At 70.6% G+C, this 17492-nt stretch carries 20 protein-coding genes; 7 read left to right on the top strand and 13 right to left on the bottom strand.

Annotation, left to right across the window (positions count from 1 at the left end; all coding sequences use genetic code 11):
* Window positions 1-36: 36 nt before the first annotated feature.
* Genes AB0J76_RS05725 through AB0J76_RS05710 form a run of 4 tightly spaced genes read right to left on the bottom strand, consistent with a single transcriptional unit; the run spans window position 37 to window position 3170 of the window.
* Window positions 37-552, bottom strand: coding sequence for a 3-hydroxyanthranilate 3,4-dioxygenase (locus AB0J76_RS05725; protein ID WP_352322979.1), 516 nt, complete (start codon window positions 550-552; stop codon window positions 37-39).
* Window positions 549-974: a RidA family protein gene (locus tag AB0J76_RS05720; RefSeq protein ID WP_352322978.1), complete on the bottom strand. Its 426-nt coding sequence runs from the start codon at window positions 972-974 to the stop codon at window positions 549-551. The genes AB0J76_RS05725 and AB0J76_RS05720 overlap by 4 nt, the downstream gene beginning before the upstream one ends.
* On the bottom strand, window positions 971-1768 hold the full coding sequence (locus AB0J76_RS05715; protein WP_352322977.1) for a fumarylacetoacetate hydrolase family protein: 798 nt from the start codon (window positions 1766-1768) through the stop codon (window positions 971-973). Before AB0J76_RS05715 ends, AB0J76_RS05720 begins: the two co-directional genes overlap by 4 nt.
* Complete coding sequence (locus tag AB0J76_RS05710; RefSeq protein WP_352322976.1) at window positions 1761-3170, bottom strand: aldehyde dehydrogenase family protein; 1410 nt, start codon at window positions 3168-3170, stop codon at window positions 1761-1763. The genes AB0J76_RS05715 and AB0J76_RS05710 overlap by 8 nt, the downstream gene beginning before the upstream one ends.
* Window positions 3171-3428: 258 nt before the next feature.
* Between AB0J76_RS05710 and AB0J76_RS05705 the strand changes: the two genes are divergently transcribed.
* From AB0J76_RS05705 to AB0J76_RS05695, 3 genes are all read left to right on the top strand, one after another.
* A complete protein-coding gene (locus AB0J76_RS05705) occupies window positions 3429-3911 on the top strand; it encodes a VanZ family protein (RefSeq protein WP_352322975.1) in 483 nt (160 codons plus the stop codon).
* 153 nt (window positions 3912-4064) lie between these two features.
* A complete protein-coding gene (locus AB0J76_RS05700; protein WP_352322974.1) occupies window positions 4065-4817 on the top strand; it encodes a GntR family transcriptional regulator in 753 nt (250 codons plus the stop codon).
* A gap of 138 nt (window positions 4818-4955) precedes the next feature.
* Window positions 4956-5198 carry a hypothetical protein gene (locus tag AB0J76_RS05695; RefSeq protein ID WP_352322973.1) on the top strand — a complete coding sequence of 81 codons (243 nt, stop codon included), beginning with the start codon at window positions 4956-4958 and terminating at the stop codon, window positions 5196-5198.
* A gap of 158 nt (window positions 5199-5356) precedes the next feature.
* Here the strand turns inward: AB0J76_RS05695 and AB0J76_RS05690 are convergent, their stop codons facing one another.
* Window positions 5357-6400 carry a hypothetical protein gene (locus AB0J76_RS05690; RefSeq protein WP_352327374.1) on the bottom strand — a complete coding sequence of 348 codons (1044 nt, stop codon included), beginning with the start codon at window positions 6398-6400 and terminating at the stop codon, window positions 5357-5359.
* 147 nt (window positions 6401-6547) lie between these two features.
* On the opposite strand from AB0J76_RS05690, the gene AB0J76_RS05685 reads away from it, so the two are divergent.
* Window positions 6548-7069 (top strand): gamma carbonic anhydrase family protein, encoded by a 522-nt coding sequence (locus AB0J76_RS05685; RefSeq protein ID WP_352327375.1) that lies wholly within the window; start codon window positions 6548-6550, stop codon window positions 7067-7069.
* On the opposite strand, the gene AB0J76_RS05680 is transcribed toward AB0J76_RS05685, so the two are convergent.
* Complete coding sequence (locus AB0J76_RS05680) at window positions 7041-7916, bottom strand: hypothetical protein (RefSeq protein ID WP_352327376.1); 876 nt, start codon at window positions 7914-7916, stop codon at window positions 7041-7043. The genes AB0J76_RS05685 and AB0J76_RS05680 overlap by 29 nt on opposite strands.
* A gap of 74 nt (window positions 7917-7990) precedes the next feature.
* On the opposite strand from AB0J76_RS05680, the gene AB0J76_RS05675 reads away from it, so the two are divergent.
* Together AB0J76_RS05675 and AB0J76_RS05670 are read left to right on the top strand one after the other, a co-directional pair.
* Window positions 7991-9319, top strand: a complete 1329-nt coding sequence (locus AB0J76_RS05675; protein ID WP_352327385.1) for a hypothetical protein — start codon at window positions 7991-7993, stop codon at window positions 9317-9319.
* Window positions 9320-9533: 214 nt separating this feature from the next.
* Window positions 9534-9695 (top strand): hypothetical protein, encoded by a 162-nt coding sequence (locus tag AB0J76_RS05670; RefSeq protein ID WP_020540796.1) that lies wholly within the window; start codon window positions 9534-9536, stop codon window positions 9693-9695.
* 119 nt (window positions 9696-9814) lie between these two features.
* On the opposite strand, the gene AB0J76_RS05665 is transcribed toward AB0J76_RS05670, so the two are convergent.
* The 7 genes from AB0J76_RS05665 to AB0J76_RS05635 all read right to left on the bottom strand — a co-directional run bounded on the left by AB0J76_RS05665 (window position 9815) and on the right by AB0J76_RS05635 (window position 16553).
* Window positions 9815-10096: a metal-sensitive transcriptional regulator gene (locus tag AB0J76_RS05665; RefSeq protein WP_352327377.1), complete on the bottom strand. Its 282-nt coding sequence runs from the start codon at window positions 10094-10096 to the stop codon at window positions 9815-9817.
* 29 nt (window positions 10097-10125) lie between these two features.
* Window positions 10126-11193: a glycosyltransferase gene (locus AB0J76_RS05660; protein ID WP_352327378.1), complete on the bottom strand. Its 1068-nt coding sequence runs from the start codon at window positions 11191-11193 to the stop codon at window positions 10126-10128.
* Window positions 11190-11984, bottom strand: a complete 795-nt coding sequence (locus tag AB0J76_RS05655) for a hypothetical protein (RefSeq protein ID WP_352327379.1) — start codon at window positions 11982-11984, stop codon at window positions 11190-11192. The genes AB0J76_RS05660 and AB0J76_RS05655 overlap by 4 nt, the downstream gene beginning before the upstream one ends.
* A 147-nt stretch (window positions 11985-12131) precedes the next feature.
* Entirely contained in the window at window positions 12132-14231 is a 2100-nt protein-coding gene (locus tag AB0J76_RS05650) for a (Fe-S)-binding protein (protein WP_352327380.1), read from the bottom strand.
* Window positions 14232-14357: 126 nt separating this feature from the next.
* The gene (locus tag AB0J76_RS05645) at window positions 14358-14942 is read right to left on the bottom strand and encodes a TetR family transcriptional regulator (RefSeq protein ID WP_352327381.1); all 585 of its coding nucleotides are present in this window, start codon (window positions 14940-14942) and stop codon (window positions 14358-14360) included.
* 16 nt (window positions 14943-14958) lie between these two features.
* On the bottom strand, window positions 14959-15747 hold the full coding sequence (locus AB0J76_RS05640) for a class I SAM-dependent methyltransferase (RefSeq protein ID WP_352327382.1): 789 nt from the start codon (window positions 15745-15747) through the stop codon (window positions 14959-14961).
* Window positions 15744-16553 (bottom strand): sugar phosphate isomerase/epimerase, encoded by an 810-nt coding sequence (locus AB0J76_RS05635; RefSeq protein WP_352327383.1) that lies wholly within the window; start codon window positions 16551-16553, stop codon window positions 15744-15746. The genes AB0J76_RS05640 and AB0J76_RS05635 overlap by 4 nt, the downstream gene beginning before the upstream one ends.
* 115 nt (window positions 16554-16668) lie before the next feature.
* Here AB0J76_RS05635 and AB0J76_RS05630 point away from each other — a divergent pair, with 115 nt between their 5' ends.
* The gene (locus AB0J76_RS05630; RefSeq protein ID WP_352327384.1) at window positions 16669-17367 is read left to right on the top strand and encodes a class I SAM-dependent methyltransferase; all 699 of its coding nucleotides are present in this window, start codon (window positions 16669-16671) and stop codon (window positions 17365-17367) included.
* Window positions 17368-17492: the final 125 nt, after the last annotated feature.

The raw sequence follows: 17492 nt of genomic DNA, 5'->3' as shown, positions 1-17492 counted from the left end.
CCCGGGCACGCGCGGCGCGCGGGCGTCGGTGGCCAGCTAGCCCTTGCCGGGGTGCAGCGCGCCGCACCGGTCACACGTGCGGGCCTTCTCGTCGCCGTAGAACGCCTCGAAGACCGGCGGCAGGTCCTTGACGATGTCGCGCACCTGGAGCTCGACCTCGTGGACCTTGGCGCCGCACTCCGCGCAGTACCACTGGAACTTCTCCAGCTCGCCCTCGGGCCTGATGCGCTCCACCACCAGCCCGACGGACCCGGCCTCCGGGCGCTGCGGCGAGTGCGGCATGCGCGCCGGCAGCAGCCACATCTGCCCCTCCCTGACGTGCACGGTCTCCGGGCCGTTCTCGGTCACCACGTTCACGTGCATGTTGCCGCGCACCTGGTAGAACAGCTCCTCGTACGGATCGACGTGGAAGTCGGTCCTGGAGTTGGGCCCGCCGACCACCATCACGATGAAGTCGCCGGCCCCCTCGAAGACCACCTTGTTGCCGACCGGCGGCTTGAGCAGGTGGGCGTGCTCGTCGATCCACTTGGTGAAGTCAATGGGGGGAATCATGGTCGCTCCTGTGGATGGTAGGCGACGGCCTGCATCTCGATGAGCAGGTGCGGGTGCGGGAGCTGGTGCACCGCCACCGTGGTCCTGGTCGGACCGTCCTCGTCGAAGAATTCGGCGTACACCTCGTTGTAGCCCTTGAAGTCGTTCATGTTTACCAGGTACGTGGTGATCTGTACGAGATCCGCGAGCGAGCCTCCGGCGGCCATGAGCAGGTCGCCGATGTTCTCGATGACCGCCCGCGTCTGGGCGCGGATGTCCAGGTCGGTGACGCCGAACCGGTCCGCGCGGGCGCCCGCGAAGCTGCCGTCGGGCCTGCGGGAGCTGGTGCCGGAGACGTACAGGAAGTCGCCCGCGCGCTTGACGTGCGGGAACCGCCCCCGGGGCACGGCCTTGCCGGGGACGCGGATGGCCTCGCGGCTCACGTGCCGAACACCGCCCGCACCGATCCGAGCCCCTCGATCCTGGCCTCGAACACGTTCCCGGCCTCGACCGGCACGACCGGGCCGAGCGCGCCGGTCAGGACGACGTCCCCGGCGCGCAGCGGGTGGCCGGTGGCGGCCAGCGCGCCGGCCAGCCAGAGGGCGGCGTTCAGCGGGTTGCCCATGCACGCGGCTCCGGACCCGGCCGAGACCTCCTCGCCGTCGCGGGTCATGGTCATCGCCGCCGCGCCGAGGTCGAGGTCGGTCAGCCGCTTCGGCGTGGCGCCGAGCACGTACGCGCCGGAGGAGGCGTTGTCGGCGACCGTGTCGGTGATCGTGATGTCCCAGTCGGCGATGCGCGAGTCGGCGATCTCGATGGCGGGCAGCGCGAACTCCACCGCCCTGAGCACGTCCACCAGCGTGAACGGCCCCTCGGTCAGGTCCTTGCCGAACACCAGCGCGACCTCGGCCTCGGCGCGCGGCTGCAGGAACCGCTCCGCCTTGATGGGCCGGCCGTCGAGCTCGGCCATGTCGGCGAAGAGCATGCCGTGGTCGGGGTGGTCGATGCCGAACTTCCGCTGCAGCAACGGGTTGGTGGCGCCGATCTTCCGGCCGACCGGCCGCCGGCCCTCCGCCAGCGCCCGCCGGGTGTTGATCTCCTGCACTTCGTAGGCGTCGGCCACCGTGGTGATGAGGTCCCTGAGCGGCGCGCAGGGCTTGCCGGTACGCGCGGCCTCGACCAGCCGCTCGGCGGCCTGTCCCCGGGTGTCGACGGCCAGGGACCATTCGTCATGCATCGGGTTGCTCCAGTTTGATGGTGATCGTGGTGGGCTCGGAGTAGAAGTCGAGCGACTGCGTGCCGCCCTCCCTGCCGATGCCCGACAGCTTCACGCCGCCGAACGGGGTGCGCAGGTCGCGCAGGTACCAGGTGTTGACCCAGACCAGCCCCGCCTCCAGGCGCTGGGCCACGCGATGGGCGCGGTCGAGGTTGGTGGTCCAGAGGGTGGCGGCCAGGCCGTACTCGCTGCCGTTGGCCAGGTCGATCGCCTCGGCCTCGCTGTCGAAAGGAGCCACGTGGCACACGGGACCGAAGATCTCCTCTCGATTGAAACGGGACCACTCCGACAACCCTGTCATTACCGTCGGTTCCACGAAATATCCGGAATCGCGGTGGTCACCGAACGTCGGGACGCCGCCTCCCGCGAGCACCTTGGCCCCCTCCGAGCGGGCCAGGGCGTAGTAGGACAGCACCTTCTCCCGGTGCCCGGCCGAGATCATCGGCTGGAGCTCGACCTCCTGGGCGCGCGCCGCCAGCCGGCCGCAGAAGTCCTCGAAGATCGTGCGCTCGACGTAGAGCCGCTCGGTGCACAGGCACACCTGGCCGCCGTTGGTGAAGACCGACTTCACCGTGCCCTCGACGGCCCGGCCCAGGTCGCAGTCCTCGAAGACCAGGCCGGCGTTCTTGCCGCCCAGCTCGAACGAGATCGGCTTGACCCGGTCGGCGGCGGTCTTCATGATCTGCGTCCCGGTCGCGGTCGAGCCGGTGAACGTCACGCCGTCCACGCCCGGGTGCTCGACGAGGAGCTGGCCCGCCGGGCCGTGCCCGAAGATGATGTTGACCACGCCCGGGGGCAGGCCGGCCTCGGCGCAGATCTCGGCGAAGACCGCGGCCGAGCCGGGCGTGTGCTCCGACGGCTTGACGACCACGGTGTTGCCGGCGACGAGGGCGGGGGCCAGCTTCCACGTCATGAGCAGGAACGGCAGGTTCCACGGCACGATCACGGCGACCACGCCGAGCGGCCTGCGCACGGTGTAGCTGAGCACGCCGGCGAGGTGGAAGGCGTCGTCGGGGCGCTGGGAGGCGATCTCGGCGAACGCGCGGAAGTTCGCGATGCCGCGCGGCACGTCGAGCGTGCGGGTCTGGCCGAGCGGCTTGCCGGTGTCGGCGATCTCGGCCGTGACGAGGTCGTCGAAGCGGACCTCGATGCCCTCGGCGAGGCGGCGCAGCCATCCGGCCCGCTCGGCCACCGGCAGCCCCGCCCAGTCGCGCGCCGCCTCCCTGGCCGCGCGCACCGCCCGGTCGACCACCTCCGGGTCGGCCTCGTGCACCTGCCTGATCACCCCGCCCGTCACCGGGTCGTGGACCGGGAACGCATGGCCAGCCGCCACCGGCAGCCCGCCGATGAAATGGGTCAGCACAGCAGCCTCCTCTAGCCTCACTCCCGGTATAGATCGTCGGGCGACGCTGAGACAACAGTCCGGCGGGGGCGGGAACCGCGCCGGCCCGTCAGGCCCCGGTGGTGGCGGTGACAGTGAGCCACCCCTCAGCCGGGCCCTGGCGGACCTGTCCGTACAGACACCTTCCGGTACCCCTCGGCCGCCCAGGATGATGACCAAATGGCGCGCACATGGGAATTGTGGGGAAATATCATTATCGCTGGGGTTTTAGCGCTTCCCGTGGCCGTCCTGGCGATCATCCTGCTCGCCCGCCGCCGGGCCCGCGCCGGGCATCCGGCGCCGCTGCGCACCTCGCTCGCCGACGTCGGCGTCGTCGTCGGGACCGCGCCGTGGGTGTGGATGATCCTCACGCCGTCCACCGGCCGGGCGGGCGTCGGTCTCGTCCCGTTCATGGACCTCGCCGATCTCGCCGGGGCCCCGTGGGAGACGGTCGCGGTGCAGGTCGGGGGCAATCTGCTGGTGTTCGCCGCGCTGGGCGCCCTGCTGCCCGTACGGACCGCCGCGATGGCCTCCTACGGCCGGGTTGCGGCCGTGGCGGCGGCCTTTTCGGTCACGGTCGAGTTCCTCCAGTACGCCCTGAGACTGGGCCGGTTCTCCTCCGTGGACGACGTGATCATGAACACCGCGGGCGCGGTGCTCGCCGCCTCGGTTACTCGCCGCTGGTGGGCCCCCCGGATAGCGGCCGGGACCGTTCCACGGTAACGGTCTGCATAAACGTCCTCGCATTCATCACACAGGCACGATCAGCTCAAAAGAAGCTCGGGACCAACCTCTGTATCTGTGCGATCGTGGACAAGACGGGGCAAGTTCTCTGGAGACGCCACAACCTGGTTGGTGACAGAGGGTGATCGAAACGTGTCTGAATCCCCGGTACCCCACGAGCCCCCTATTTATCGCCGCATCGCCGACGGCCTCCGCGCCCGGATCCTGTCCGGCGAACTGCGCGACGGGGACCGCCTACCGGGCGAGAACGCGCTCATGGCCGACTACGCAGTCGCACGCGCCACCGCCAGGCAGGCGCTTGCCGTACTGATCAACGAAGGGCTGGCGGTGCCCAAACGAGGTTCGGGGGTCTACGTGCGCCTGTTCAAACCGATCCGCAGACACGGCTCGCGCCGCCTGTCACGAGAGCAGTGGGGTCAGGGCCGTGCCATCTGGGACGCCGACACCCGTGGCCGTCCCTTCACCGTGGACCAGGTGGAGGTGGTGCTGGAGCGGGCGTCGGAGGAGGTGGCGGGCGTCCTGGAGAGCGGCGAGGTGTGGGTGCGTCGGCGCCGCTACTCCGTGGACGGGCGGCCCGTGCAGCTGGCGACCTCCTCCTTCCCCGCCCGCCTGGTCCAGGGCAGCGCCATCACCCTGCCCGACACCGGGCCGGGCGGCGTCTACGCCAGACTCGGCGACCTGGGCCTGCCCCCGGCCCACTTCACCGAGGAGGTGCGGGCCCGCATGCCCGGCCCCCGCGAGACCGGGCTGCTCGACCTGCCCGGCGGAACCCCCGTCATCGTCATCGCCCGCACCGCGTACACGGCGGGCGGCAGACCCGTCGAGCTCAACGAGATGGTCCTGGACTCGGCGGCATACGTACTCCAGTACGACTTCGACGCCTAGTTCAACCCGATCTGTCAAGCGATAGGTTGACCTGTCCATCACGATCATTGATTTCTCTAGAGAGGTCCCTCATCTTCTAAGGAGATGGAACCGTTCAGGAGATGGAACCTTCGCCTGGGGCCCGGGAGAGGTGCGCGGATGTCCGTTGACCGGCATCTTGCCGAGATCGCCCGGGAGTACCCCAGGTGGACCATCTGGCGGAGCGACGCGGGCCGCTGGTGGGCCACGCGGCACCATCCGCTCGACGCGGCGCAGCGCGCGGCCGGATGTGCGATGACCATCGACGCGGACGACCCGGACGGCCTGCGCGACCAGCTCCGGGACCAGGAGGAACGGACCGGCCGGCAGCCCCGCTGGTGGGCCGGCCCCGCTCCTCCCTGACTGCGGGCCGTGGAGCGTTCCGCGGCTCGCACGCGAGCAGCCCGGTGCCGGGTCCAGCGTCTCGGCGGCCCCGGCACCGGGCCCCCAACGGGGCCACGAACGCGGAAGTCTCCGACCCTATCGGGGGCGGGGGCTTCCGCTCCCCGCCCCTTCACCCGCTAGCTGTGGTACTCGCCCAGCCGCAGGATGTGCACGTCGGTGTCGTCGGAGACGCCCTCCCTCGGCTTCTCCTCGTCCTCCTCGACGATGACCCGCACGTCGTCCTGCACGGACTGCTGCGGGACCGGCTGCGGGGCCGGCGCGGCCTCGATGGCGGGCTCCGGCGCGGGCGCCGGGACGGCCGCCGGCTGCTGGGCGGCGACCGGCGCGGGCGGCAGCGCCGACTCCGGCACGAGCTGCCCGGCCGCCGCCTCGGTGCGCATGAGGTCGCCGAGCACCGAGCCGATCTCGGTCAGCCGCCGCACGACCTCGGTGTGGGTGTTGGTCAGGTACTCCACCCGGCGCCCTGCGTGCTCGTCGAGCGTGGCCGTGCGCTGACGCGCCGCCGCCAGCATCGACTCGGCCTCCGCGTGCGCCCCCGCCACCAGCTGCTCGGCCTGCGCGTGGGCGGCCGCCATCATGCGCTCCGCCTCGGCCTGCGCCCCGCCGACCAGCCGCTCGGCCTCGGCGTGCGCGTCGCGCAGCAGGCCCTCGGCCTCGCTGCGGGCCGACCCGAGCTGCTCCTCGGCGTCCGCGCCGGCCTGGGCCAGCATGCGCTCGGCCGCCTGCGTGGCCTCGGCCACCCGCCGCTCGGCCTCCGCCTGCGCCGAGGTCAGCATCTTGTCGGACGTCTCGCGCGACGTCGTCACCAGCCGCTCGGCCTCGGCCCTGGCGCTCTCCCGCACGGCGGTCGCCTCGGCCTCCGCGTCGGCGCGCTTGGCCGCGGCCTCCTCCTCGCCCAGCTTCAGGATCTGCGCGAGCCTCGGGCTGAGGTCCTCGTAGCTCTGGGGCGCCTCGACCATCCGCCGCCTGGCCTCCGCCAGCTCGACCCGGCCCTGCTCCGCCTGGTCGATCGCCCGCGCCAGCCGCTCTTCCAGATCCCGGATCTGGTTCCGGGTACGGATCATGTAGTCGTGCACCTGACGGCGGTTGTAGCCGCGCATCACGACTTCGAAGGTGTCCTCTTGCATCAGATCGGGAATGCTCTCGTGCTGGTTTGTCATGGGGGTTACCTAAGGGTTTGCGTGAGGCGGGGGAAAACTGCGGGTTGTGAGGGTCTGACGACGAGACGTCAGGAAACGACTTTCCTGCCATCTGCCCACGTCCGCAACCGGAACGCCACACCTGGGGCGGGAATTACGATTGGACGAATGTACATAGCAGCGTTGGACGACGGGGCAGTGCCGGACCTCCACCCGGAGGCGTACATCGCGCCCGGCGCCGTCGTGGTCGGAAGTGTGCGGGTGGGCCGGGCCTCCAGCATCTGGTACGGCTCCGTCCTCCGCGGGGACGACGAGCGGATCGAGATCGGCGAGGAGTGCAACGTACAGGATCTGTGCTGCCTGCACGCCGACGCCGGCCAGCCGGCGATCCTGGAGGACCGGGTCAGCCTGGGCCACAAGGCCATGGTCCACGGCGCGCACGTCGAGACCGGCGCGCTGGTCGGCATCGGCGCGATCGTGCTCGGCGGCGCCCGGGTGGGCGCGGGCACGCTGGTCGCCGCGGGAGCGCTGGTGGGGCCGGGCAAGAAGATCCCGTCCGGGGTGCTGGTCGCCGGCGTGCCCGGCAGGATCGTGCGCGAGCTCACCGACGACGACCGGGCCTCCTTCGCCCGCACGCCGGACAACTACATAGCCAAGGCGGTCAGGCACCGGCAGGCGTCAGCAGTTTGATCAGGACCTGGTCCGACACCGAGGCGGTGTTGAGCGGGTCGGCGTACTCCGGCAGCTCGGGGCGGAGGAAGCGGACGAAGTCGACGGTCAGCTTGAGGTCGGGCACCCCCTTGATCTGCTTGGCGTTGGCCTTGGCGGCGTCCTTCTTCAGCGCGCCGTAGCTGTCCCAGTCGGTGTAGGCGGTGACACCCCATTGCAGCACCTCGGGCAGGTTCGAGGGCCAGCGTCTGGCCACCTTCCAGGCGCCGCCGTCCTCCTTGTAAAGCGCGACGGCGACCCGGCCGAGCCTGGCCAGGACGAGGTCCACCCAGCCGTCCTTGACCGCCATCTCCAGCGGCTTGGAGCTGCCGTCCTGGGTGAACTTGGCCTCCACCTGCCCGGCCGCGTCGGCGGTGCCGGTGGTGACGGACATCCACGCGGGCTTGTCGTACGTGCCGGGCTGGCGGGCCATGAGCCCGCCGAGCGAGAACTTGCGCGCGGGCCTGCCGCCCTTCTTGCCGGTGACCTTGACCCGGGCGTGCATGACGATGTCCCCGGCCAGTTCCTGGTAGACGAAGGGGCCGCGGAAGCCGTCGTACCAGGTGGAGGTCTTCGGCTCCAGGTAGAGTGCGCCCTTGGCGGTCTTGTTCACGTCGAGCTTGGCGATCCTGTCGACGTCCTTCTCGGTGTCGCTCAGCTTGCTCCACACGGCCAGCTCCGCGGCGTCGGCGAACTCGCTGGAGGCCGATCCGACCTCGCCGCCGGGCGCGGGCGCCTGGGCGTTCTGGACGGTGAGCACGCCGGGACCGGTGGGAGTGGGCGCCGCGGCGGTCCCGCAGCCGCTCACCACACCCGCCACTGCCAACATCCCTGCCACCTTTGCCCTCATAGCGGACATTCTGCCGTGAAATGCCGACGGGTGCCGTCGGGCGGCCCAGTACGATGACGGCCGTGCGCCCCTGGGATGCGTTCACCTCGGCAGAGGCGGAGGTCCGCGCGATGGTCGCGGACCCGCGCTGGCAGGGCCTGTCCGTGCCCGACCGCGCGCACGTCCTGGCGGCCAGGGTCCTGGTGACCCAGGACGGCGACCGCTGGCTCTACGGCGCGTACGCGCGCTGGCACCTGCACGACCCCGGCGACGGCCGCTGGCACCCCGCGCCGCCGCCCAGGGGCGAACGGGCGCGCAAGGTGGGGCACGCCACGGCCGCGCTGCCGGACCAGGTGGTGCCCACCGGGCCCGACTTCGCCGCCGAGCCCGGCTCGACCCAGGCGTTCATCGGCCCCGACGTGCTGCCGGTGGTGACCGAGCAGATCGCGGAGATGGTCCGCGGCGCCGGGCGCAAGTCGGAGCTGGACTACCCGCTGACCGCCTTCGGGGAGATCTTCGCCGCCGACGTGCCGAGCACGGTCGCCGCCGTCTGGGGGACGATCATGTGGTGCGCGTACGCGCCGGCCTTCGACGGCAACGAACGTCTGATCACCCTGTTCGGCGAGTACCTGCGCCGCTCGCTGCCCGGCGACGAATGGGTGCGCTGGCTGCCCGCGCCGCCGCTGCTCGACCTGGTCACGCTGGTGTCCGAGCGCACCCGCGCCGGCCGTCCGCGGGCCGCGCTCCGGCTGGCCGCGCTGATCGCCGACACCGCCCAGGTGCTGCTGTCCGACATCCGGTTCAGGCCGCGGGCGCTGGCGCTGCTCACGATGGTGGAGCCGGTGCTGCGCCGGCCCGGCCGCGACGACGCCACGGCCGCGCGGGGCGACGACGCGGTGCGCCGGGCCTGGCTCGACCGCTGCCCGCCGCGGCTGGCCCTGGCCCTGCTGCCCGAGACCGATCCCGACGCGTACTTCGCCCACTCGGTGTACGACCTGGTCGAGGCGCTGGGCTTCGTGAAGGACGCGTCCGGGGCGGCGGCGGCGTACCTGGCCGACCTGTCGGACTCCAGGAGGATGTTGCCCGAGCGGCTGAACCACCGGTTGCGGCGGGCGTACGTGGAGTTGGAGCGTGCCGGGCTGACGGGCACGTCGGCCGCCGAGCGCACCGAGCCGGAGGGCTTCGCCGTGCGTCCGGGCGGGGCGCCCGTGCCGCAGCCGGCGGTGGTGACGCCGCCCGACCGGGAGAGCAAGGCGGCCGTGCTGGGCGCCGCGTACGCCACCTGCCTGGCGTGGGGCCGGCTGACCGGCGCCAAGGTGCCGCAGCACGGCCTGGCCGGCCAGAGCGCGCTGGTCCGTGAGCTGATCCACGAACGCGACGACCACCACATCGGCCACCCGTAACGCGCTATTACCGCTATTTCACCCTTACTCCGCCTATATCCCTCTATCACTTCAGTCACCGGGCAATTCGCTGAATTGTGATCTCGACTTCGGGAAATGATCCCTGTGGGGCCCCCGTGACGCCGAAAGGAATGACTCCGATGGGCCATGTCGCCGGAAGGGCCCTCGCCGTAACCTCGTAGAGGGTGTGGGCTGCGGAAGGAAGGACGACGCGGTGGGGCACGACGACCTGGACTCTCGGGTCCACGACCGTGTCGCGTTGGACGAGATTGCGCTCTACGCCGAGGTGCTCACGGCCGTGGCTGTCAGCGAGCGGCGGCTGACCTTGGACGAACTCGACGACGCGCTCGGATTGCGGACTTCGGCGAGTCGCTGAAGACCATCGAAAATTACCTGTCCCGGGCTCCTGTGGGGTCCGGGACAGTGGTTCCCGGCTATTACAGGTAACTAGTCAATCGAGGGTGTGCCTCTCCTACGTATGGAGGAGGCGACCCCCTACGACTTGACCAGGCGGGCGATGGCGGCCGACGCCTCCTTCACCTTCGCCTCGGCCTCCGGGCCGCCCGTGTTGATCGCGTCGGCGACGCAGTGGGAGATGTGCTCCTCCAGCAGCCCGAGCGCCACGGCCTGAAGGGCCCGCGTGGCCGCGGAGACCTGGGTGAGCACGTCGATGCAGTAGGCATCGTCGTCGACCATGCGCTGCAGGCCCCTGATCTGGCCCTCGATTCGCCGGAGGCGCGTCAGATATGCCTGCTTGTCTCCGCTGTACCCATGCATGCTTCTACGGTACCCGTAACCCGTATGAGCTAGCGGAGATCTGACAGCAGCTTCTCCCACTGTTCGGCGACTTCCTCGGCCGAATGACGGACGGCGGTGTCGAGGGCTCCGGCCGCGAGCGAGCGCCGGCGGCGCTCGTCGTCGATGAGCGCGAGCAGCGCGCCCGCGAAGTGCTGCGCCTCGCTCTCGCTCTCGGGCACCAGCACGCCGTTGTAGCCGGTCGCCACGAACTCCCTGGGCCCCCGGGCGCCCTCGAAGGCCACCACCGGCACCCCGCACCCCATGGCCTCCAGCACGGTCATGCCCAGGTCTTCGCTGCGGGAGGGGTTGGCCACGATCGACGCCTTGGCGAACTCCCCCGCCAGGTCGGGCGTGACGCCCATGAAGTAGACGTGGTTGTGCAGGTCGAGCTCGTTCACCAGGGACCGCAGCCGCCGCTCCTCCGGGCCGCCGCCGTAGAGCCGCAGCCGCCAGTCGGGACGCTTGTCCGCCACGATCGCGAACGCCCTGATCAGCCGGTCGTACGCCTTGACCGACACCCACCGGCCCCCGGCCGCCACGATCCGGTTGTCCATCCGCGACCGCGGCCACGGGCCGCCCGGCAGCGCGTCCGGCACGGAGTGGACGGCGGACCCGTCGCCGAGCAGCCTGCCCCACTCCTCCTGGGCCGACTCCGTGGCCGTCACGACGGCGTCGAGGCGCGGATAGAGCCGCTGCACGGGCCCGGGGACGGCGGGCCGCCCCCACTCCCTGGCGATCTTGATGGTTTCACGTGGAGCATGCCGCGCCACCTGGACGCCGATGCCCGGCCGGGTGGTGATCAGCACGTCGGACCTGAGCCCGCGCAGCAGCCGCCAGAGCGCCATCTCGGTGCGCATCTGGCCGCGCGGCAGCAGGTGGCGCACCCCCGGACGGGCGTCGACCAGGCTGCGCATGGCCACCTTGGAGCCGACGGGGAAGAACGGCTTCTCCTTCTGCCGCCGGACGCTGATGACCTCGACCTCGTGCCGCTCGGACAGGGCGGTGGCGAGGTTGAGCGTCGCGCGCACGTCGCCGCGCATGCCGTACGCCGAGGCGAGGACCAGGCTGACCTTCATCCGCCCACCTCGATGCGCAGCTCGTCGTCGGCGGTGTAACAGGGCCGGACGGGCACGCCGTCGATCTCGGCCGAGGGATAGTGCAGCCGTCTTCGTTTGCCGTCGACGTCGTCGAGCCAGGCGCCGAGCCGCAGCGGCGTGGGCACGCCCTCGACCTCCAGCGCGGGCTCCCAGGTGCCGGCCGTGTCGGGGTCGGCCTCGACCACGTTCACCAGCGACACCGCCGCGTGGAAGCGCACCCCCTGGACGGTGGCGTTGGCCGACACCCGTTCCCTGGTCGGCCTGCGGTCGAGGGTGAGCGTGGCCTCGCGGCGCGCGTCGTCGTCCTCCAGCCCGGTGTACGCCAGCAGCCCCGTCACCTCGAACCGGCCCTCCCTGAACCAGATCGCCCGCACCTCGGCCACCGGCGCGGCGTCGGCTATCTTCAGGGCCAGAAACCCGTTCCGCGTCCGGTACGACCGGTAGGCCAGCGTCCGCCGGCACAGCGCGTACGCGTCGAGGTGGTCGAGCGAGAACCCCGGGTCGACGCTGCGCAGCCTGCTGCGGCTGCCCTCGTGCCGCAGGTAGGCGTCCCAGCGGCCGGCGGTCAGCTCCAGCGGCGCCAGCGAGACGGCCAGCGTGGCCTCCCGCGTCCGGCTTCCGGTGCGGCCCAGGCGCACGTCGCGCTCGACCCCCGTGGCGCGATGGCGCAGCACGAGCTCGGTGCCGTCACGCAGGGGCTCATCGATGGCGAGTCGCAGGGAGAGCACGTCGGCCAGGGTGACTTCGGCGTCCGTGACCACGACGCGCATCACTAGCCCCCTCCCCGTCGAATAAGGCCATGCGACGTTGAGGTTACCGTGATTTTCCCGTTATGTGGATGGGAGATTTCCAGCGAGGAGGCCCGTGACGTGCGGAACTCCTCTACAGAGCCTGTAGAGGAGTCCGACTTTTCGTGGTCAGGAAGCGCCCTTGACCGATTTGATCAACAGCTGCGCGACGTCCACGACTTCCAGCGATTCCTTGGCCTCGCCGTTGTTCTTCTTCTCGTTGATCGCGTCGCCGAGCATCACCATGCAGAACGGGCACGCGGTCGAGACGGTGTCGGGATTCGTGGTGAGCGCCTCGTCGACCCGCTCGGTGTTGATGCGCTTGCCGATGCGCTCCTCCATCCACATGCGCGCGCCGCCCGCGCCGCAGCAGAAGCCGCGGTCCTTGTGGCGGTGCATCTCCTGGGTCTGGACGCCGGGCACCTTCGACATGATGTCGCGGGGCTGGGAGTAGACCTTGTTGTGGCGGCCGAGGAAGCACGGGTCGTGGTAAGTGATCTTCTCCTCGATCGGCGTGACCGGGGTGAGCAGGCCCTCGTCCACCAGTTTCGACAGCAGCTGCGTGTGGTGCACGACCTCGTAGGTGCCGCCGAGCTGCGGGTACTCGTTGGCCAGCGTGTTGAAGCAGTGGGGGCAGGTCGCGACGATCTTCTTGACGCCGGCCTCGTTGAGCGTCTCGATGTTCTGCTGGGCGAGCATGTTGAACAGGTACTCCATGCCCAGACGGCGGGCCGGGTCGCCGGTGCACGCCTCCATCGGGCCGAGCACCGCGAACTTCACGCCCGCGATGTGCAGCAGCTCGGCGACCGCCTTGGTGGTCTTCTTGGCGCGGTCCTCCAGGGCGCCGGCGCAGCCCACCCAGAACAGGTACTCAGCGTCCTCGGGCATCTTCTCCTCGACCAGCTCGACCTCGAAGTCGAGCTCCTCGATCCAGTCGGCCCGCTTCATCTCGGACATGCCCCACGGGTTGCCCTTGTTCTCCAGGTTCTTCACCATCACCCCCGCCTCGGACGGGAACGACGACTCCACCATGACCTGGTAGCGGCGCATGTCGAGGATGTGGTCGATGTGCTCGATGTCCACCGGGCACTGCTCGACGCAGGCGCCGCAGTTGGTGCACGACCACAGCACGTCGGGGTGGATGACGCCGTCCTCGCCGACGAGCGGCTTCTCCAGCAGCGCGAGCACGTCGGTGTCGGCGTGCTCGGTGCTCGCGGCCATCAGGTACGGGGCCACCTTGAAGGCGTGGTCGCGCTGGTCGAGGATGAGCATCTTGGGCGAGAGCGGCTTGTCGGTGTTCCAGGCCGGGCACTGCGACTGACAGCGGCCGCACTCGGTGCAGGAGTAGAAGTCGAGGAAGCCCTTCCAGGTGGTGTCGCCGATCTTGCCGCGGCCCAGGCGCTCGGCGTCGAGCTCCTCGTCCTCGAAGTCGACGAGCTTGCCGTCGACGCGCAGCTCCGACGCGGCGCCGAGCCCGTTGGGACGCCGGGAGAACAGCACGTTGAGCGGCGCGGTGAAGATGTGCAGGTGCTTGGAGTTCACCACGATGACCAGGAACACCAGCATGAAGCCGATGTGCAGGAGCAGCGCGATCTCCTCCAGCAGCGGGCTGGCCGGCAGCGCGTCGCCGAGCGCCAGGGAGACGAACGCGCCGGAGGAGTAGGGGAAGTTGCCGTTGGCCGCCGAGGCGCCGCGGGCCAGGAACAGCGTCCAGATGATGTTGAAGATCATGAACAGGACGAGCCACGCGCCGCCGAGGTGCGAGCCGGAGAAACGCGACTTGCGGCCCAGCGTCTTGGGCGAGTTCTTGACCCGGATGATCGCGAAGGCGACCAGGCCGAGCAGACACGCGACCGCGATGAAGTCCTGGAGGAAGCCGAGCACGCCCCAGGTGCCGATGAGCGGGATGTGGAAGTCGGGCTCGCCGGTGATCGCGCCCTGGATGATCGCGCCGTACGCCTCGATGTAGACGGTCAGCAGGATGAAGAACGCCCACATGACGAAGAAGTGGGCCGTGCCGGACGGCGTCCACTTCAGCAGCTTCTTCTGGCCGAAGACCTCGACGAGCTGGGCCTTGAGCTCGTCGGCGGCGTGCTCCTTGGCGTACTCGACGCGTTCGGGCGCTGGTGGCCCGGAGGTCGCCAGCTTGAACAGGAACAACACCCTGCGGCCGGCGACGGCCACCGCCAGGACGGTCATGACCAGCCCGATGATCGCTACCCAGAGCACGGGGTCCTCCCACAGACGACGATGGCTGCCAGCATACGGACACGTGTTTCCAGGAAGCTTACCGGCCAGTAACTTCCCGGGATGACATCCATACCCTATGGTCAGTGCCCTATACAGAACAATGCTCTACGCCGTGAAGTACCTCTGTATGGTCGGCGCGATCAGCTCGACCAGTTCCTCCGGATCGGCGCTGGCCAGCGGCTCCAATTGGATCACGTAGCGACCCATGATCACGCCGTACATCTGGCCAAAAGCCGCCTCGATGCGTAGGTGCGGAACACCAAGGCGGTCGGCCACCTGGAAGAGCAGCGCGTTGGTGATGAACTCGCGGAACATCGCCGCCGCCTGCTCGTTCGTGAGCGCCGAGCGCATCAGGGCGATCATCGGCTCGCGGGTCGCCGGCTCGGCGGTCACCCGCAGGATCATCCGCACCAGCCGCTCGCCGATCTCCTCGCGCGGGCCGTCCAGCAACAGCGGGACGACCTCGTCGGGGGTGATCGGCAACTGCATGGCCGCCGCGAACATGCCCTCCTTGGTCTCGAAGTAGTGGTGGACCAGAGCCGGGTCGACCTTGGCCTCCCGCGCGATCCCGCGCACGGTGGCCTTGTCGAAGCCCTTCTCGGCGAACACCCGCCGCGCCGCCGTCAGGATCTCGCCGCGCGTGTCGGCCGACCCGGGCCTGCGGCCGGGCCGGCGTCGTACGTTGCTCATGGCCGCGCCCCGCCGGTCACCGGCCCACCGCCAGGTACACCCGCATCGGCACCGACAGCACGCCCTCCGGGAAAGCCTTCCTGAGCTCCCCGCGCTGCCGCCCGACCAGCTCGTCGGCCGCCTCCGGCGACAGCGCCGCCATGTACGAGTGGGAGCGCAGGTCGAGCAGGAAGTCCTCGATGCCGACCAGCCGCGTCCACGGGATCCAGCGCTCCTGGACCACCTCGAAGGCCGCGGCGATCGGCGGCACCGACCACTCCTCGACCGCCGGCCCCCAGTACGTGGGCACCGCCTCGGCCAGCCGCGCCTCGTAGGCGGCCAGCCACTCGGCCTGCGCCGCGTGGTGCAGGTTCCAGCAGCCCGCGATCGCGCCGCCGGGCCGCAGCACCCGCCTGGCCTCAGCGATCGAGACGACCGGATCGAGCCAGTGCCACGACTGGGCGTACGTCACCAGGTCGGCCACCCCGTCGGCCAGCGGCAGCGCGTTGCCGTCGGCGATCACCGCGGCGACCGCGGGCGGCTCGCCGTCGATCCGCGTGACCAGCCGGGCCAGCATCTCCGCCCCCGGATCGACCGCGATCACCCGGGAGCCGCGAGCCCGCAGCGCGTGCGTCAGGATGCCCGTGCCCGCGCCCACGTCGATCGTGGTGGCGCCGTCGAGCTCGATCCCGGTCACCTCGGTGAGCACGCGGTACATCTCGTCGGGATAGGACGGGCGGCCCGCGTCGTAGGCGTCGGCCACGCTGTCGAAGACCCGCGCGAGGTCTCTGGTCGGCCCCACGTTCCTGGTCGGCCCCACGTTCATCGGGCCGCCGCCAGGTGCAGACGGGCGAAGGCGAGCGCCTCGGCCAGGTCGTCGACGCGCTCGGTGCGGCTGGCCGCCTTGCGGGTGTTGATCTCCAGCACCACCAGGCCGCCGTAGCCGGAGTTCGCCAGGCGTTCCAGGATCTGGGCGCACGGCTGGTTGCCCCTGCCGGGGACCAGGTGCTCGTCCTTGTTGGTCACGCCCATGCCGTCGGCCAGGTGGAGGTGGGCGAGCCGGTCGCCGAGCTTGGTGGCCATCTCCATGGCGTCGGAGCCGGACACCGCGGTGTGCGACAGGTCGAGGGTGACCTGCGGGAAGTCGTAGTCGATCGGGTTCCAGTCGGGCGAGTACGGCACCACGTCGTTGCCCCTGGCGCGCAGCGGGAACATGTTCTCGACCGCGAACGTGACATCGGTCTCGTCACGCATGCGGGCCAGGCCGTTCTCGAAGTCGCGGGCGTAGTCGCGCTGCCAGCGGAACGGCGGGTGCACCACGACGGTCGAGGCGCCGAGGCGCTCAGCGGCCTTCTGCGCCCTGACCAGCTTGGCCCAGGGGTCTCTGCCCCACACCCGCTGCGTCACGAGCAGGCAGGGCGCGTGGATCGCCAGGACGGGCACCTGATAGTGCTCGGACAGCCGCTCGATCACGTCGATGTCCTGGCTCACCGGATCGGCGCCGACCATGATCTCGACACCGTCGTAGCCCAGGCGCGCGGCCAGTTCGAACGCGTCGGGAGTGCGTTCTGGATATACCGAGGCGGTGGACAATGCGATCTTCGCATTGGGCACGCGGATGACATCAGCCACGTTGCCAGCCTAAGCCGGAGAAGCGCCTCTGGCGCGTGAGCCCCACCAGATAGCCCTACCCAACCCCCCATCCCACCCCAAAGACGCTCCCCAGAACCCCGCTACGGTTGGGGCCATGCCACGGATAGCCAGAGGCGCGATCCCCAGCCCGAACATCTGGAACGCTCCCCAGGTCTACGAGCTGGAGAACCGCGCCGTGGACCCCCAGGGCGCGGCCGACGCCGCGATGCGCGAGCTGCGTCCCTGGGCCGGCGCGACCGTGCTCGACATCGGCTGCGGCACCGGCTTCCACCTGCCCGTCCTGGCCGCCGACGCGGCCTCCGTGATCGGCGTCGAGCCCCACGGCGACCTGGCCGGCCTGGCCCGCCGCCGCTGCGCGAACCTGCCCAACGTCTCGGTGCACGCCGCCGCCGCCCAGGACCTCCCGCTGGCCGACGCCAGCGTCGACGTGGCCATGGCCCGCTGGGCCTACTTCTTCGGCCCCGGCTGCGAGCCCGGCCTGCGCGAGCTGTCCCGCGTCGTCCGCCGCGGCGGCGCCGCGTTCGTCATCGACCTCGACGCCACCCGCGGCCCGTTCGGCCGCTGGTTCTCCCGCACGGTGCCGACGTACTCGGCGCGCGAGGTGGAGGCGTTCTGGGTCCGCCAGGGCTGGCAGCGGCGGCCGCTCGACCTCACGATGACCTTCGAGCGCCGGGCCGACCTGGAGGCCGTGCTGCGCATCGAGTTCGCCCCCGAGGTGGCCGAGCAGGCCATCGCGGAGACCCCCGGCCTGGAGCTCTTCTACCCGAACGTCCTGCGCTGGCGCTACTTCTGAGTCCATGGCCTCACTCCCTGCTCATGGCCTCACTGCGTTCGGCGGCTCGGTCGCCAAACGCCGCCGCCTTCCCCCGCTCTGGTCGCTGCGCTCCCGCCGCTCCTCCAGACGCCGGCACTCCCTCG

The organism is Nonomuraea sp. NPDC049624 (genome assembly GCF_040675255.1).
Taxonomy (GTDB): Bacteria; Actinomycetota; Actinomycetes; order Streptosporangiales; family Streptosporangiaceae; genus Nonomuraea.
The sequence above is the reverse complement of the archived record's forward strand: the minus strand, read 5'-3'. Positions and strand labels throughout refer to the sequence as shown.

Bases quoted from the DNA above. Each gene is read 5' to 3' on its own strand.
- AB0J76_RS05680 (WP_352327376.1), bottom strand. From the start codon at position 7,916: ATGTTGGCAGTGGCGGGTGTGGTGAGCGGCTGCGGGACCGCCGCGGCG.
- AB0J76_RS05655 (WP_352327379.1), bottom strand. From the start codon at position 11,984: ATGCGCGTCGTGGTCACGGACGCCGAAGTCACCCTGGCCGACGTGCTC.
- AB0J76_RS05645 (WP_352327381.1), bottom strand. From the start codon at position 14,942: ATGAGCAACGTACGACGCCGGCCCGGCCGCAGGCCCGGGTCGGCCGAC.
- AB0J76_RS05695 (WP_352322973.1), top strand. From the start codon at position 4,956: ATGTCCGTTGACCGGCATCTTGCCGAGATCGCCCGGGAGTACCCCAGG.
- AB0J76_RS05675 (WP_352327385.1), top strand. From the start codon at position 7,991: ATGACGGCCGTGCGCCCCTGGGATGCGTTCACCTCGGCAGAGGCGGAG.
- AB0J76_RS05690 (WP_352327374.1), bottom strand. From the start codon at position 6,400: ATGACAAACCAGCACGAGAGCATTCCCGATCTGATGCAAGAGGACACC.
- AB0J76_RS05715 (WP_352322977.1), bottom strand. From the start codon at position 1,768: ATGCATGACGAATGGTCCCTGGCCGTCGACACCCGGGGACAGGCCGCC.
- AB0J76_RS05725 (WP_352322979.1), bottom strand. From the start codon at position 552: ATGATTCCCCCCATTGACTTCACCAAGTGGATCGACGAGCACGCCCAC.
- AB0J76_RS05660 (WP_352327378.1), bottom strand. From the start codon at position 11,193: ATGAAGGTCAGCCTGGTCCTCGCCTCGGCGTACGGCATGCGCGGCGAC.
- AB0J76_RS05630 (WP_352327384.1), top strand. From the start codon at position 16,669: ATGCCACGGATAGCCAGAGGCGCGATCCCCAGCCCGAACATCTGGAAC.
- AB0J76_RS05640 (WP_352327382.1), bottom strand. From the start codon at position 15,747: ATGAACGTGGGGCCGACCAGGAACGTGGGGCCGACCAGAGACCTCGCG.
- AB0J76_RS05665 (WP_352327377.1), bottom strand. From the start codon at position 10,096: ATGCATGGGTACAGCGGAGACAAGCAGGCATATCTGACGCGCCTCCGG.
- AB0J76_RS05685 (WP_352327375.1), top strand. From the start codon at position 6,548: ATGTACATAGCAGCGTTGGACGACGGGGCAGTGCCGGACCTCCACCCG.